The sequence below is a fragment of the Candidatus Hydrogenedens sp. genome, assembly GCA_035378955.1.
GTDB lineage: Bacteria > Hydrogenedentota > Hydrogenedentia > Hydrogenedentales > Hydrogenedentaceae > Hydrogenedens.
In genome coordinates this window covers 1-15,946 of the sequence record DAOSUS010000031.1, presented here as the reverse complement: position 1 = coordinate 15,946, position 15,946 = coordinate 1, and the positions used below count along the sequence as shown (strand labels likewise).

The 15,946-nt window shown below is 33.9% G+C and carries 15 protein-coding genes; 5 read left to right on the top strand and 10 right to left on the bottom strand.

The annotated features are described in order from the left end of the window. Nucleotides 1–2: 2 nt before the first annotated feature. Genes PLA12_07990 through PLA12_07965 form a run of 6 tightly spaced genes read right to left on the bottom strand, consistent with a single transcriptional unit; the run spans nucleotide 3 to nucleotide 8,220 of the window. On the bottom strand, nucleotides 3–770 hold the full coding sequence (locus PLA12_07990; GenBank protein HOQ32439.1) for an ATP-binding cassette domain-containing protein: 768 nt from the start codon (nucleotides 768–770) through the stop codon (nucleotides 3–5). Nucleotides 771–782: 12 nt separating this feature from the next. Next, on the bottom strand, nucleotides 783–1,865 hold the full coding sequence (locus tag PLA12_07985) for an ABC transporter permease (protein ID HOQ32438.1): 1,083 nt from the start codon (nucleotides 1,863–1,865) through the stop codon (nucleotides 783–785). After that, nucleotides 1,865–3,901: an NAD-dependent DNA ligase LigA gene (gene ligA / locus PLA12_07980; GenBank protein HOQ32437.1), complete on the bottom strand. Its 2,037-nt coding sequence runs from the start codon at nucleotides 3,899–3,901 to the stop codon at nucleotides 1,865–1,867. Before ligA ends, PLA12_07985 begins: the two co-directional genes overlap by 1 nt. Before the next feature lie 34 nt (nucleotides 3,902–3,935). Then, complete coding sequence (locus PLA12_07975) at nucleotides 3,936–5,255, bottom strand: VCBS repeat-containing protein (GenBank protein HOQ32436.1); 1,320 nt, start codon at nucleotides 5,253–5,255, stop codon at nucleotides 3,936–3,938. A 39-nt stretch (nucleotides 5,256–5,294) separates the two neighbouring features. After that, nucleotides 5,295–5,747 carry a hypothetical protein gene (locus PLA12_07970; GenBank protein ID HOQ32435.1) on the bottom strand — a complete coding sequence of 151 codons (453 nt, stop codon included), beginning with the start codon at nucleotides 5,745–5,747 and terminating at the stop codon, nucleotides 5,295–5,297. Then, nucleotides 5,734–8,220 carry a glycoside hydrolase family 38 C-terminal domain-containing protein gene (locus tag PLA12_07965; protein HOQ32434.1) on the bottom strand — a complete coding sequence of 829 codons (2,487 nt, stop codon included), beginning with the start codon at nucleotides 8,218–8,220 and terminating at the stop codon, nucleotides 5,734–5,736. The genes PLA12_07970 and PLA12_07965 overlap by 14 nt, the downstream gene beginning before the upstream one ends. 141 nt (nucleotides 8,221–8,361) lie before the next feature. Between PLA12_07965 and PLA12_07960 the strand changes: the two genes are divergently transcribed. Further along, a complete protein-coding gene (locus PLA12_07960) occupies nucleotides 8,362–8,955 on the top strand; it encodes a glutathione peroxidase (protein ID HOQ32433.1) in 594 nt (197 codons plus the stop codon). On the opposite strand, the gene PLA12_07955 is transcribed toward PLA12_07960, so the two are convergent. The 3 genes from PLA12_07955 to PLA12_07945 form a co-directional block, all read right to left on the bottom strand. Continuing rightward, complete coding sequence (locus PLA12_07955) at nucleotides 8,952–10,106, bottom strand: hypothetical protein (GenBank protein HOQ32432.1); 1,155 nt, start codon at nucleotides 10,104–10,106, stop codon at nucleotides 8,952–8,954. The two genes, PLA12_07960 and PLA12_07955, sit on opposite strands and share 4 nt — an antisense overlap. Continuing rightward, complete coding sequence (locus PLA12_07950) at nucleotides 10,103–10,804, bottom strand: zinc metallopeptidase (protein HOQ32431.1); 702 nt, start codon at nucleotides 10,802–10,804, stop codon at nucleotides 10,103–10,105. The genes PLA12_07955 and PLA12_07950 overlap by 4 nt, the downstream gene beginning before the upstream one ends. A gap of 92 nt (nucleotides 10,805–10,896) precedes the next feature. Then, a complete protein-coding gene (locus PLA12_07945) occupies nucleotides 10,897–11,640 on the bottom strand; it encodes a polymer-forming cytoskeletal protein (GenBank protein HOQ32430.1) in 744 nt (247 codons plus the stop codon). Between the two features lie 131 nt (nucleotides 11,641–11,771). Between PLA12_07945 and lipA the strand changes: the two genes are divergently transcribed. The 4 genes from lipA to thrC are packed head-to-tail and all read left to right on the top strand — an operon-like array spanning nucleotide 11,772 to nucleotide 15,358. Next, nucleotides 11,772–12,644: a lipoyl synthase gene (lipA, locus tag PLA12_07940; protein HOQ32429.1), complete on the top strand. Its 873-nt coding sequence runs from the start codon at nucleotides 11,772–11,774 to the stop codon at nucleotides 12,642–12,644. Nucleotides 12,645–12,656: 12 nt separating this feature from the next. Next, nucleotides 12,657–12,911: a lipoyl domain-containing protein gene (locus PLA12_07935; protein HOQ32428.1), complete on the top strand. Its 255-nt coding sequence runs from the start codon at nucleotides 12,657–12,659 to the stop codon at nucleotides 12,909–12,911. Between the two features lie 39 nt (nucleotides 12,912–12,950). Further along, nucleotides 12,951–14,237: a homoserine dehydrogenase gene (locus tag PLA12_07930; protein ID HOQ32427.1), complete on the top strand. Its 1,287-nt coding sequence runs from the start codon at nucleotides 12,951–12,953 to the stop codon at nucleotides 14,235–14,237. A gap of 20 nt (nucleotides 14,238–14,257) precedes the next feature. Continuing rightward, nucleotides 14,258–15,358: a threonine synthase gene (gene thrC / locus PLA12_07925; GenBank protein HOQ32426.1), complete on the top strand. Its 1,101-nt coding sequence runs from the start codon at nucleotides 14,258–14,260 to the stop codon at nucleotides 15,356–15,358. 5 nt (nucleotides 15,359–15,363) lie between these two features. Here the strand turns inward: thrC and PLA12_07920 are convergent. Next, on the bottom strand, nucleotides 15,364–15,946 hold a 583-nt coding region (locus PLA12_07920), incomplete at its 5' end, for a glycosyl hydrolase-related protein (protein HOQ32425.1).

Genomic DNA, 15,946 nt, shown 5'->3' with positions numbered 1-15,946 from the left:
TTTTAATGAATAAACGCATATTTTTGTTCATTAGGTTTTCTTTCAAAGAATTGTTTTACTTTGGGTATAGAAGTATATTTTACTTCTTCTATAGTACCACAAAAAATTGCATGCCCTTCATCAAGCATTAGAACACGGTCTGCAATTTTTTTAATAGACTCAAGTTCATGACTTACTATAATAAAAGTTATTCCTAAAAGGTTTCTTAAATTTATAATTAATTCATCTAATTCACAGGCAATAATAGGGTCTAAACCCGCAGAAGGTTCATCAAAAAATACTAACGGAGGGTCTAATGCTAATGCACGTGCCAATCCTGCTCTTTTTTTCATTCCTCCGGATAATTCTTCAGGCATCCTATCTTCAATTCCAGCCAATCCAACCAAACTTAACTTTATTCGAACTACTTCATTAAGAATTTTGGTATCAACCAAACCATATTCTCGAAGCGGTAAAGCCACATTTTCACCAATTGTAATGGAATTAATCAAGCCGCTTGATTGGAAAGCAATACCGATATTCTGTTGCACCTTTTGTAATTCTTCTTCATCCAATAGGGTTATATTTTGTCCTTGAATATATACATTGCCATTTGTAGGTTTTAATAAACCACATATTGCCTTTAACAATGTTGTTTTCCCACAACCACTACCCCCTACTATTAAAAATATTTCCCCTTGATACACTTCAAAGGATACATCCTTTAAGATGATTCTGTCTCCATATTGCACTTGAAGTGATTCTACTTTCAATATAACTTCTTTTGACACTATTTTCCCCTTTTATATTAGATAATAAAATATAGTTGCAAAAATAATATCTACCGCAATTAGCATAAATACATCCATAACAACAGCACGGGTGGTCATTAAACCAACTCCTCTTGAACCTCCGGACACACGAAAACCATTATGACACCCAATTAAAACGATAAAAACAGCAAATACGAAAGTCTTTAATATTCCCTGTAAAAGGTCGTTAAAATGGGCAGAGTTTACAGTCTGTCTAAACCATACAGAAGCATTGAAGTCCAAAATAAATATTCCCCATGCAGAACCTCCTAATAATCCAAAGATAAGACCTAAAACAGAAAGACAAGGCAAGACTATTAAAAGAGCTAACATTTTAGGGGCAACCAAATACTGGGTTACATTAATTCCCATTCCTCGAAGTGCGTCAATCTCTTCCTGAACCTTCATTGTTGATATTTCAGCAGCAATAGCAGCACCTGTCCTTGCTGATACTACTGTTGCGGTCATTATAGCGGCAAGTTCGCGGGCAAAACCTATCATGATAAGGTTGGCTACATATATGCTTAAACCAAAACTGGCTACCTGTGCAGAAGAAAGCATAGCAATAATTAAACCTAATAAAAAATTCATCAAACAAACAATACGAACAGCACGGACCCCCATCTCATAGATTTCTTCAATAAATAATCCCCATCTAAATTTTTTACCCGTTAAAGGAGCCAAAATGGTCCAGTAAATAGCATCTATACAAAGATTTATAAAATCTTTTATTTCTTGAAGAACACCTTCAAATTCGCCTGATAATTTTGTAAAAATAATGTCCTTCTGTAATTTCTTTTCTTCTTTATATTCAAATGCAGGGGAAACAACAGCCAGCATCTCCGCAACTTTTTCGTTGGCTCCTATCCATGAAAAAGAAACTTTATATTTTTTACATTCTTCTGCAATACGAAGAAGCCAGGCACAACCTAATATATCTATACTTTCAGTATCTTCTAAATCAAAAATAATTTTTTCTGTTTTTTTATCGCTGAGTTTTTTTGCCTCTTCATACAATTTCTTCCCTGTTTGAGCATTGATAATTTGAGGTGATTTTATATTTAAGGTTTTCATTAGATACCCTCTTTTATCATATCCACAAATTCTATTTCTGTAATCGTTTTCACTCCCAATTGTTTTGCTTTTTCATATTTTGTTCCAGGATTTTCTCCAACCAGAACAAAATCTGTATTTTTACTTACAGAAGAAGTAACCTTGCCCCCTAATTGTTTTATTTGTTGTTCAATCTGGTCACGAGTATAATTTTTTAGTGTTCCAGTTACTACAAAAGTTTTTCCATCCAAAATATTTTTTACTGTCCCTGTATTTTCACCTGTTTCATAAGTTCTTACACCTAACTTTTTTAAATCCTCTATCAATTCTATATTCGCCTTTGTAGAAAAGAAATCTTTAATACTTCTTGCTACAACAGGTCCTACTTCACTTATCTCTTTTAGTTTTTCTATTTCCACATTCATTAAATCATCTATATTTCTAAATTGGTTTGCGAGTATCTCTGCCAAGTGTTGTCCCACATGTCGGATACCCAAACCATATAATAAAGCGTTTAAAGGCCTATTTTTACTTTCCTGTATAGCGTTTATGAGATTATCCGCAGATTTATTGCCCATTCTTTCTAATTGCACTAATTGTTCTTTTGTTAAACGATATAAATCTGCAATATTTTTTACTAACCCTTTGTCCACTAATTGTTCTACTAATGCAGGTCCCAAGCCTTCAATATCCATGGCTCTTCGTTGTGCATAATGTTGTATTTTTTGTTTTAACTGGGCTGGACAATCGGCACTTAGGCATCGATAAAAAACACCTTCAGGGTCTTTTTGAACCTTGCTACCGCATACAGGACATAGTTCTGGCAAGGGGAAAGGTTGGGCTTCGGGCGGACGCAATTCAATAATAGGTCTTATGACTTGAGGAATTATCTCCCCTGCCTTTTGTATCTCGACAGTGTCCCCAATCCGAATGTCCTTCCTTTCTAATTCTTCAAAATTATGTAATGTCGCTCTTTTTACTATAGTTCCAGCAAGGGGAACAGGTTCCATTTCTGCAACAGGCGTTAATGCGCCTGTCTTTCCTACCTGTATTTTTATATTTAGCAATTTTGTCCTTGCAGTTTCCGCAGGGAATTTATATGCAATTATCCAGCGAGGTGATTTACTTGTTGTTCCTAATTTATCACGGATGGCATGCTCATTTACCTTTATTACCATTCCATCAATTTCATATTCCAGAGAATATCGTTTCTCTCGCCATGAATTACAATACTCGATAACTTCTTCTATGTTCTTACATGCTTTCCAGTGCGGATTTACTGGAAATCCCCATTCTTTCAAAAAGTTCAATGTATCTGTATGTGTTTTGATAAGATTTTTGTTTGTTTCATCTAATATGACCTCGTAAAAAAAGGCACTGAGTCTTCTTTGTGCTACCTGTCGCGGGTCTTTCTGCTTCAATGTTCCTGCTGTTGTATTTCTCGGATTACGAAAAGGCTCTTCTCCAAGTTCTTCTCGAATTTGATTTAACCTTTCTAACTCTTTATTCATCATAAATATTTCCCCACGAACTTCCAGTGAATTGGGGGCTGTATCTGATAAACGGAGAGGTATAGACTTTATTGTTCGAGCATTTTCTGTTATATCATCTCCTCGAAAACCATCCCCCCTTGTAACAGCCTGTGAAAAAATACGATTACTATATCTTATAGCAACAGCTACTCCATCAATTTTTAACTCAACCACATAACCAATATCTCCTTCAATATCCAGAGTTCTCCTGATACGATTATTAAACTCTTTTATTTCTCCCTCATTATATGTATTATCTATTGAAAGCATTGGAACAGAATGTTCCACTGATTTAAATTCATCTATAACTTTTCCCCCAACTCTTTGTGTGGGCGAATAGGGCGTTCTAAATTGGGGATATTTTCTCTCAATTTCCTCCAATTCTTTCATCAACATATCATATTCATAATCAGATATTTCTGGTGACGCATGTACATAATAAAGCTCGTTATGTTTTTCTATTTCTTTACAAAGATATTCGTATCTTTCTCTTTCTTTCTCTAATGGACTATCAAACAAATCCATATTTATACCCTGTCAATTATTTATTTTTTAACTTTTAAAAAAGGATTATATCTACTCGTTCCTTATTTTCACCTGTGGGTCGGTATATAATTATATCTTTACTCTTATTATCATTTATATAACTTGTTCTTATAATACCGAATGCAGGTATATTAACTTTTGTCCATTGTTTCGTTTTTAAATTTCCTTCTTGCAGACCTATGTTGATTTGTATTGTATTATGAGACTGTCCATAGGCAATATCAAGAATTCCATCACCTGAAAAGTCATCTATGGCATAGGCAATCTGGTCTTTTCCATCTGGGGCATCCATTGTCATGGTTGTTTGATAATCAGGTTTCAAAGGCAGGGAATTGCTATCTGATAGAAATACCTTTGTTTCTACAGACATTTTACCCCTTAAAAAGAAATTTATAAAATTTGTTAAACCTAAAGGAATATTAAAAAGTATTAAATCATCTTTATTGTTGTTATTTATATCTTTCATAATAGGCAAAGAAACGGCACCTTTTATCGTATACTCAAACTGGGGATTTGCTGGATATTGATACTCCCCTTCTGATATGTAAATATAAAGTGTTGTCCTCAAATTTATCGTTCCTTGTGTTTCCGTAAACAAAATATCAGGAAATCCATCATTATTTATATCTCCTAATCTGTATGTCGAATCCCATTTTTCTGGATTTTTTCGGTCTATCTTTATTGTTTTTGTTAATTTCCAATTTTCTCCATAGGCAAATACTATTTCCTTATCCCCCAGAAAAGCCACAGGTTTTGGATTTTCTTGGCTTTTCTTTAAGGGATATATTACTGGAAATTGATAAAAAAGGGTCATATTATTTCCGGAATATATTTCATGAAATATATGGAAATCTATTTCTGACAGAGGTGTAAAATTTTTAAATATTGTTACCCCTCTGGGTGTGGGAATAAACCATTCATCTGTCCCATCATTATCCAAATCATAGGACATATCACGCATAACTACAGGTTCTTTGGCATTATAGGAAAAAGCATTGGGATATGTAACGGTTCTTTCCAAAACCATTTCATTATCTTTAAACCTATACAAACACAAATTTTCACTATTCGCAATAACAAGACAATTATGCTCATTTCCTATTTTTGTAATAAATATTACTGAACATGGCTCCTTTATCTGAAAACTAAATGAAAATTTTTCATTAAATTTTGGCGTCTCTGACTGTTGATAAAAAATTGTTATTTTCTTTTCATACCCATCTTCTTCTGAAGAAAATACAATTAAATCTTTTTTGTTATCATGACTGATATCTTCAACGATAACATCTCGTATAACTGGAACCAAATTTAGTGTTATTAATTCTGGCTCCATAAAAAGAAATGCATATAAACAACCCATTATCCACATATTCTACTTATTTTTTCTATCGGCTAAATTTTTTAGCCTTGTTAACAAATTTTTTGTTTTGTGTATAACTATACCGATTTCTTGTTTTTTCGTTTCTGTTTTTGCCTCTTTTTCTAAGTTATGAAGCATATTTAACAAATTTTCCAGATGTTGATACATCCAAGAAAAAAGGGCTTTCTCATCAGGTAAACGTTTTTTTAATATAAAAATGGGTTGTATTTTTAATCCCTTCTCTTCTAATATGCTCTTTATTTCTAGTGTATTTGGAAGAAAAGGTTCAAATGTTTTTACTTCTGAATGATTTTTCAAAAAAGATACTATTAATGATTCATCTATTTCATCCTCTCCTATCATTTCCTTACATTTCTGAATTAACATATCTAAAGGAACCCATGGCTCTTGACTTTCCTTAAGAACAGATAAGCATATTTCTTCTATTTTTTCAATCTTTTCCATCGTCTACCTCTTCCAAAAGATTTGTTTCAAATATCTCTTTTGTATTGATATTAATCTTAACTGTTTTAATTTCATAAGGAGTAAATTTGAGGGGATACATTAATTGTAAAAAGGTAAGATGTAAGTTCGTTAATGTCTCCTTTCCATACGTTTCATAAGCCCTTATTATTAAGTCTTTACCCTCTTCACTTTTCTTAACAACAGAAATGAGAATGTTTTCTGCTTCTGTTCCTAATAGTGTCGCTTGAAGGCCTCTCTTTCCCGGATGAGAATGTTCATATTGGGCTATCAAAGGGACATTAAATTCCCATGCCGATTTAACTACTCGCGTATCTTTCCAAGTACCTGTATGAGGAATAAGTCTTATCCGCATTTCTTGCCATCCCTGGTCTATGATAGGATAATTATTCGAGGCTGTATATCTTTCGGGGTCATGATGCGCATAGGCAGGACTACGCAATAGTGTTACTCGTATAATATTATTTTTCGTATCATATCCATAATTACTGTCGGTAATAACGGATAATCCATACGGTTTCCCATCAATATTCCCAGATAGATCTATCCATTGTTGTCCCACTTCTTCTTCCCCATTACAAGGACGAACTTGAACACCATAAGGGACTTCATAAGCAGCAATTCCATTAAAAATATTTGTTTCTACAAACCATTTTAGTGCTTTATATTCTTCCAACCAAAGTATATTTAAATAAACATCTATATCTTCGATATCTTTATATAGAACAACCTCTTGTATTATTCTTGAGCGATTATATTGAAACTCCTGAACCATACTGGCAAGAACTTCTCCGTTTTCTTTAATCTTCATATCTGCAAGATTAAATTTTCCTGCTTCTACGCGATACTCGGACACATCATGACTCCAGGTATCTGAAGCATCTACTAAAGGAATAGGTAATCCTAAATTTTTAATTACATCAATTTTATTTGTCTTGTCATATAAACGAGAAATCCCTCCCCGAATACAATCAAAGCCTATACTCCAGAAATCATTTTCTAAATGGTTTTTATCTATATTAGGTGGATGAGGAACATTATGGGGTCTAATTTTTAGTTTATGTATCTCCTTATGTTCTTCACATTCCTGACGAGCAAAATAAACCCGATACCCCATAGAAGGAATCTCTGCAATAAACACATATTTCTTTGAACCCGGTCTACTTGATTGTATTGCCTGAACAGGACAGCAGGTTTGTTCATCATTGACCAGTTCAATACCACCATTCTCTTTACTTATACCGCGTGAAACTATTTCTGAAATAATTACAGGCTGTTTAACAGGCCAGGCAAGAGGATTTACAACAACAATAGCGTTCCCTTTACCTTGAGTATTGATACTTTTTACAATTTTTTGCATTGTTTGGTTGATAATTACATCTGCTCTATGTCTTGCTGCTCCTAACTGGTCTCTTGCGTCTTGATAGGCTTCTTTAATACTTGTTCCTGCCAAAATATCATGAAATTGATTGAATAGCAAATCTTTCCAAATTGCCTCAAATACAGATTCGGGATATTTTGCTTCTTTTAATAGCCATCCTGCCGTAGCAAATCGTTCTGCCATAAGTATTTTGTGTTCTAAATGTCTATTTAATTTTTTTATTTCTGATAGAGCACTGTAACAACCTCTTGCATGATGTTGAAGTTCGTCTTTCATTGTAGGGATATTTTTTAAATTTTTTATTATCCGATTAAAATATTCCTCAAGAGTAGAGAATTTTAATTTATATTCTTTTATCTGTTTTTGCTTGTTTTTAATGTTTTCTAATGTTATTCGTGTGGGACCTCCTCCATGATTACAAACCCCAAAAAAGCAGAGAAATTCTTGTTGGTTTTTATTCCAATAGGTATATTTTTCTATGTTTTCGATTTTTTTGAAAACCTCTTCATACTCTCCTCCATAACTTTCAGGGATTACGGATGCGATTACATAAGAATTATCGGGAGCAACCCATTGAAATGTTATCCCTTCAGGATATTCTTTCTCTCTTCCTGGAGAAGGTCTCATATAGACATAATATTTTATCCCTAACTTACTTAATATTTGAGGCAAAGTTCCCGCATGCCCAAAACTGTCAGGGGCAAATGCCACTTTAGGTTTTTTATTAAACAATCTTTGGAATAATCTCTGAGAATATAAGCCATGTCGAACAAATGATTCTCCTGATGGGATATTGCAATCGGGTTCTACATAAAAAGCACCTGTAATCTCCCATCTTCCTTCTTCAACTCTTTTCTTAATTTCTTGTAATAATTCGGGTTCTGTTGTTTCAATCCATTCATAAAAACAAGAACTACTTGATGTAAACTTAAATTCTGGATATTCTTTCATTAAATTGATTACACTTTGAAAAGTACTTCGGACCTCTGTATATCCTTCTGTCCATCTCCATAACCAAACAGGGTCTATGTGTGCATGTCCAATCAAATGGATTGTTTTTCTATTAACAGTCATAATCAACCTTTTTTTTATATTTAATTTTATCATTTATATTTGCACTGATGTTATTTGTCTTTCCCTATTTATTTAGAAATACATTTTACCATTTATTTGTTAGAATAAAATAAACAACAAATATTTTTAGGAGAAATAAAAATGAAAAATATTTACCTACTTTACAGATTTGTATTTAGTTTGATAGTTTCCTTTGTGCTTAGTTTTTTCCCTCAAAAGGGTCTAAACGCAGAACAGAGGTCTCAAGATACACCTCTGAAGTTTAAAGTCAAATCTATAAACGGTCAAGAAGTAGATTTACAACAATATAAAGGAAAAGTTGTAATGATAGTTAACACAGCATCCCGTTGCGGTTTTACACCCCAATACCAGCAGTTAGAAAGTTTGTATCAGAAATATAAAGACCGTGGATTTGTTATTCTTGGATTTCCAGCAAACAATTTTATGAATCAAGAGCCCGGAAGTAATGAAGAAATAAAGAAGTTTTGCGATCTAAACTATAAAATATCATTTCCTTTATTTGAAAAAGTCTCTGTAGATGGTTCCGATATTTGTCCCCTATATCAATTCCTTACATCGAAAGATAATGCTCCTTTTGATGGAAGTATTAAATGGAATTTTACAAAATTTCTCATTGGTAAAGATGGAAAAACAGTAGCCCGTTTTGAACCCAAAGTAAAACCTGATGACCCTACTGTTATCGAAACTATCGAAAAAGAACTCCATAGAAATTAACGGCTATCAGGATTAGTCAAAAAGATATCACGGTCTACCACTTTTTTAATAATAATTTTATTCTTTAGTTGATTATTGTTATAAATTGAATCAACAATATGAACGATAGGACCATCAAACATCAATACATATTTGGTTCTTTTGGGTGTCTCAAAAATTAGTTCTGTTTTACTCCCATAGGTAACGGCTTCTAAATAATCCATAACTTTTTTAATTAGATTTTTATCTTGAAAATTATCAAAATATAGAAATACATCTTTTGTATTTTTTTGATAATTCAGTATTGATAAAAATGAGCAGGTAATAATTTTTTGTATAGATTTTAAAGCACAATCTTCCGCGGATTGTTTTTGTGCTTCTGAAGAATTTTTCCCTTGCACAGAAGCAAACACGGTAAAAGCATCTAATAATTTTCCATCAGATACTCGAAATAACTCCATAGTTGTATTACATCGGATTTTCTGCATTTGATTATTAGAAATATCCCCTATAATTTCATATTGATTTATCCCCAAAACAAAAATATCCGAATCTTGACTCATAGCAATCTTTTTTTTTCCTTCTAAACCCTCTCCTATCAATTGAATTATGTCATTTTTACTGAAATTAGTTTCCACATTTGTTTTTTGGACTGTAAATTTAAGGTTAGTTAGCTTCTTTTCTATAACATCATAAGAATTTGCACACTCTGAAAATTGTGGATTTTTATCCTGGGTATATAAATCAAGTATAAATACCGATATTTTGGGCAGGTCAGTTTTATAGGGAATTAATAGAGTTGTAACATCTTGATTTATCAGTTCATCATTTATTTCTACATCTAATTCAATAACAGATTTATCGTTTGTCGTGCTCTCATTTAAGATTTTAAAAGACTTAATATAGAGAGATGATTTGTTAAGTAAAGGATTTAAAAATTTCAAATATTCTTCCGATACCATTGAGCGGAGATACTGTTCTATAGCATTTTTTTGTGCTTCTCCTAACGCCATCTGGCGAACCATATATGAGGGACCTTCTGCATATCCTTCAGCACGGATACGGATAGAGTCTGAAGTATTTTCCCCTATTGCAGGAATAGAAATAATCGTTAAAATTAGGATTGCAAGAAGAATTGTTATTTTTTCTCTGCATTTTCGCAGGAATATCATTCACGGCCTCTAAAAATAATTAATAGTCGGATTAATTGCAATACTGCACTTGCGGCCGCAGCAACATAAGTTAATGCAGCTGCACTTAATACTGCACGAACACCATCTAACTCTTCTTCTGTAAGTAATCTCCCATCAGACAATATTTTTACGGCTCTCTTACTCGCATTGAACTCAACAGGTAAGGTAATGATTGTAAAGAGAACCGCTAAAGAAAACATGTAAATGCCCACATTGATAAGCCATTGTGCATGTACACCCGAATAGGTCAGGAGAATACCTAATATAATTAACGGGAAAGCAAGATTTGAACCCAATGAACTTACCGGATAGATAAATTGTCGAACCTGCATAGGAGCATAACTTCTCGTATGCTGTATGACATGTCCCAATTCGTGGGCAGCAATTCCTACCGATGCGATACTATCCCCATAATATACGGGTTCAGATAAACGAACTTTTTTACTTATAGGGTCATAATGGTCTGTTAATTCTCCTTCTGTGACTTCGACATCAACATTATTAATGTTTTCTCTTTGAAGTATCCATCGTGCAATATCAAAACCTGTTATTCTTTGCTGTGTAGGTATAGAAGCATATTTTTGGTAGGTACTCTTTACTTTTAGTTGAGCCCAGATTGCAAATATTGCAGCGGGAATAATTAATAAATCAGCCGGATGGAACATATATATCGGCATATTTCTCTCCTTTCTTTTTCCTATATTTTAAATTTTAATATAAATACGATTGGAATATAGAAAAAGTTAATAGAGACCCCTATTTACTTATTTCACTTTTTTGTTTGGTGATTTTGTTGATTGACCTGAATAGGTTGATTGGGTTGCTGAATATTTTTAGGTTGTTCAGTCAGCGGAGGGGTCTTGGACTGTTCTTTTCGTTTCATGGAACAATTTCCATTAAATATAGCCCCTTCCTGAATGCTAAACCATTTTAACGCTATTATATCTCCATTTAACTTAGCAGACTGTTGAAGTTTTACCCCGACTTCTGCACAAACACTTCCATTAACCTGTCCAGAAATGACTATTTTTTGTCCAGATATTAATTCGGCTTGAATTTTACTATTAGGACCAATTTCTACATTATTGGTAGTCTCAATTTTTCCTTCGACAATTCCATCAATGGAAGCAGACATTGCTTTGATACTTCCTTTAACTTCCGCTGTTTTTCCTAATGTAAGATTGCCTTTTATCTGAATATTCCCGTTAATTTTTCCATATATTTCCGAATCACATTCACCTCTAATTGAACCTTCGATATAAACATTTTCGGGGATAACCATAACTTTAAGTCCTGTTTTTTGGGGTTTTGGAATGTTTACAGATTCGTTCTCTTTATCTATCTGACGAATAGGTTCTTGTTGAACTACAGTTTTTTTCTCTTCTATTTTCTCTGGAGGTTTTACAACCTCTTCTTGAGGTTTGCGATTTGCAGACCAGACCTCATTTAAATTTCCAAACCGTAGTTTTCCAAACAAACTTTTTGATTCTTTTTTTTCCTCGTCCTTATTCATCATAAAATCCCTTTAGACGAGTTTGAATGTTTTTTTATTATGGATATTAATTATACCAAATATCAAACATTTTATCATCTTTACATATTCATGTTATAATTTCTTTCCAATTCAATTTCTTGGACATACCTATGGATTGCAAAATATATACAAAAAAATTATTTCCAGATTGGATAAGGTTTAAAGTTCCTGATACAAACGAAACAAAACATATCCATTCTCTGTTAGAAGAAATAGGGATAGCCACCGTTTGCAAAAGTGCTTTATGCCCCAATCTTCCTGAATGCTGGTCTCGTAAAACAGCTACTTTTTTGCTTCTGGGGGATATATGTTCTCGGAGATGTTCCTTTTGTGCAGTAAAAAAAGGACAACCTTTGCCCCCGGACCCTTTTGAAAAAGATAAAATAATAAAGGCTGTTAAGGTCATGGGACTGAAATATATTATCTTAACAATGGTAACCCGTGATGACTTGTTAGATGGAGGGGCTAAACATATTTCTGATATTGTTATATCACTTAAAGAGACTTTTCCTGAAAGAAAAGTAGAAGTTCTTGTATCTGATTTTCAAGGAAATGTCTCTTCTTTAAAAACTATTCTGAAGGCAAAACCCGATGTTTTTTCCCATAATCTTGAAACTGTTGAACGATTATGCCCTATGGTAAGGGATAAGAAATGTTCTTATCGTGTTTCTTTAGATGTCCTCAAAAAAGCGAAAGAAATATCCCCAGAAACAAAGATTAAATCAGGTATTATGGTTGGTTTATCAGAAACCAGAGATGAAATTTTACAAACACTCAAAGACCTCGATAGTATTGGCTGTTCCATAGTTACTATTGGTCAATATTTACAACCCACAATTCGACAATTACCTGTATCTGATTTTATATCACCCGATGAATTTAAGTTTTATGAAGAGTGGGCAAACAACAACCTATCACTAAAAGTTATAGCCGGTCCCGAAGTTAGAAGTTCATATCATGCTGATTTCTGGTGCAAAGAATAAAAGGAATAAGTTATGGATTACATGGTTTACATTCCGGAAGAAGCAAAACCTGATGAACAAAACTTAAAAGTTCAAATATCCCAATGGCTTTTGAAAATAGGTCAATCTGTCGAAAAAGGTGTAGAACTTGTGGAAATATGCACAGATAAAGCAGTGTATGTAATTACAGCACCCGTATCGGGAATATTGAAAAAGGTTCTGATTGAGGAGGGACAGTTTTTTAGTCCTGACAATCCGATATGTATAATAAATATTAAGGAAGAATAATTTTACCATTAATAATTTTTTTGAATGAGGAGTTGTTTCATGAAATTAAAAATTGGTGTTATTGGTGCAGGCACCATAGGAGGAGGTGTTATTCACCTTCTTTTGAACCATTATGAACACATAAAAAATCAAACAGGAGCCGAATTAGAATTAAAACATATTGTCGAAATAAAACCCGATTTATTAAAGCCTTTTGATTTAAGTAATGTTACTGTTTCTTCCGATATTGAAACACTCATAAACAATCCGGATATCGATGTTGTCTGCGAACTGATAGGGGGTTTAGAACCTGCAAAAACTTTTATTATAAAAGCCTTAAAATCAGGAAAACATGTGGTAACTGCCAACAAAATGCTATTGGCAAAATATGGTGATGAATTATGCAAAATAGCTCAGGAATCAGGAAAAGAGTTGAAATATGAAGCGGCAGTAGCAGGAGTTATTCCAATTATTAAAACACTCAAAGAAGTTTTATCTACTACCCATATAGAGTCTATTTATGGAATTGTCAATGGGACATGTAATTATATCCTTAGTCGAATGACATACGAGGGGTTGGATTTTGAACCGGTATTAAAAGAAGCACAAGCAAATGGGTACGCGGAAACACCCCCTGATTTAGATATAAAGGGATTTGATACCGCCCATAAATGTCAAATTCTTGCAAGTCTGTGCTTTGGAACTCCTGTCCCCTTTGATAAAATTTATGTAGAGGGAATTACAAAAGTTACGCATAATGATGTTGATTATGCTAACGAAATGGGATATGTTATTAAACTGCTTGCTATTATTCGCAAAGTGAATGGTGAAATTGAGGCTCGGGTTCATCCTACTCTTGTTCCTCAAAACCATTTATTAGCATCGGTTCGGAATGAATTTAATGCCGTATATGTCGAAAGTGATTCTGCAGGACCTACTTTGTATTACGGTAAGGGGGCGGGAAGATTTCCTACAGCAACGGCTGTAATTAGTAATTTATTAGACCTTGCTTACCGAAAAGAATCCCCTTCCCTGCCACCTTTTATTTATTATCACAATCTCAATATCCGAGATATGGGATTACTTCGGAGTCGATATTATCTCCGTTTTACAACGAAGGACTATCCGGGCGTATTAGGACAAATATGCACCATTCTCGGAAAACATCAAGTAAGCATTTCTTCATGCCATCAAAAAGAAACTTTATCATACCATAAAGCCCTTCCTGTTCATGTAATTATTATGACTCATGAATCATTAGAATCGAGCCTTCAAAGTGCCGTAGCAGAGATAGACCCATTAGATTGTATTGTTGAACCAACACATGTAATAAGAGTATTACAATAAATATAGAATGGAGTAATTATATGCAAAATATCGGTTTAATTGAACGCTATCGTGAATTTTTACCTGTAGGAATTAATACGCCTATTGTAACTTTAAATGAAGGAGGTACCCCTTTAATACTGGCTCCTGCACTAAGTTCTGCAATACATCCTCGTATAAATATATGGTTAAAGTATGAGGGCTTGAATCCAACAGGTTCTTTTAAAGATAGAGGCATGACGGTAGCTGTAACAAAAGCAAAGGAAGAAGGGTATAAAGTAGTTATGTGTGCCTCCACAGGAAATACATCCGCATCTGCAGCGGCGTATTCGGCTCGGGCAGGTCTTCAATGTGCCGTTCTTATTCCTGAGGGGAAAATTGCTTTGGGTAAATTATCACAAGCAATGATACATGGAGCAAAAGTTATACAAATAAAAGGAAATTTTGATGATGCCTTACGGTTAGTCCGCAAAATATGTAATGACCATCCCATTGCTCTTGTAAATTCTGTAAATCCTTATCGTATTGAAGGACAAAAAACAGGTGCCTTTGAAATAGTTGATTCGTTTAACGGTTTGGCTCCTGATTTCCAATGTATGCCCGTAGGTAATGCAGGAAATATAACAGCCTATTGGAAGGGATATAAGGAATATTATCAAGCGGGAAGAGCAAAAAATTTACCCAAAATGTTAGGATTTCAAGCATCGGGTTCGGCTCCCATCGTTTTGGGACATCCTGTTGAAAATCCTCAAACATTCGCAACGGCAATTCGTATAGGAAATCCTGCAAGTTGGAAAGGTGCCGAAAACGCAAGAGATGAGTCAGGTGGGGTTATTGGAATGGTTACTGACCAACAAATTCGTAATGCTTACAAATTATTAGCACGGACAGAAGGGGTCTTTGCAGAACCGGCAAGTGCTGCAAGTATTGCGGGTGTTATTAAACTTGCGGAAAACGGTTATTTTGATGATAAAAAGCCTTTTGCCGGTGATAAACTACAAATTGTTTGCATACTAACGGGACATGGATTAAAAGACCCGGACAATGCTATCGCAGTCGCTGAACAGCCCGTTACTGTAGAACCTAAGGAAGAAGAAATCTTGAACTGCTTAAATCTTTCTGAGAAAGTAGAAGTTGGATAATATTTCTATTCAAATTCAATTGCTAATGTAATTATCTTTTTCGGTTTAACTTTAATTTCGATGGATTGTTTATTTTCTGAGATTTTTTCAATAGGTTCCTCATTTAAATTGGTCATCCATATACTTTTAACAGAAAAACCAAATTTTATATTACTCACGACCTCTTTATCCAAAGGATTAAAAAATCTTACAATCAATGTTTTTTCTTTATCTTCTGCTATTTTTATAGCATTAATCTGCAAATTATTTCCCTCTATTTCGATAAAACTATGAGATAGGGGTAATGAGCCTCCTTTTGTAGGACCTGCTTGAACAGGTTCTAAATCTACATTTAGTTTTTCTGCTTCTCTAATAACACCATTTTCCCATGTTCCCTTGTGGGAATAAATAGCATAAGAAAACTCCATCTTTCCTAAACATTGTGATAATTCCATCTCCGGATAGACATCCCACCTGCCAAAGATAGGTGCATTTCTAAATGTAAATGCACGGAAAAGAGTTATAGCAATGGGATGTATAGGTTCATCCATTACTTCATACTCTCTTAATCCCGAATTATTTAGTATTGCAAGACCAGTGTTCTCGTCA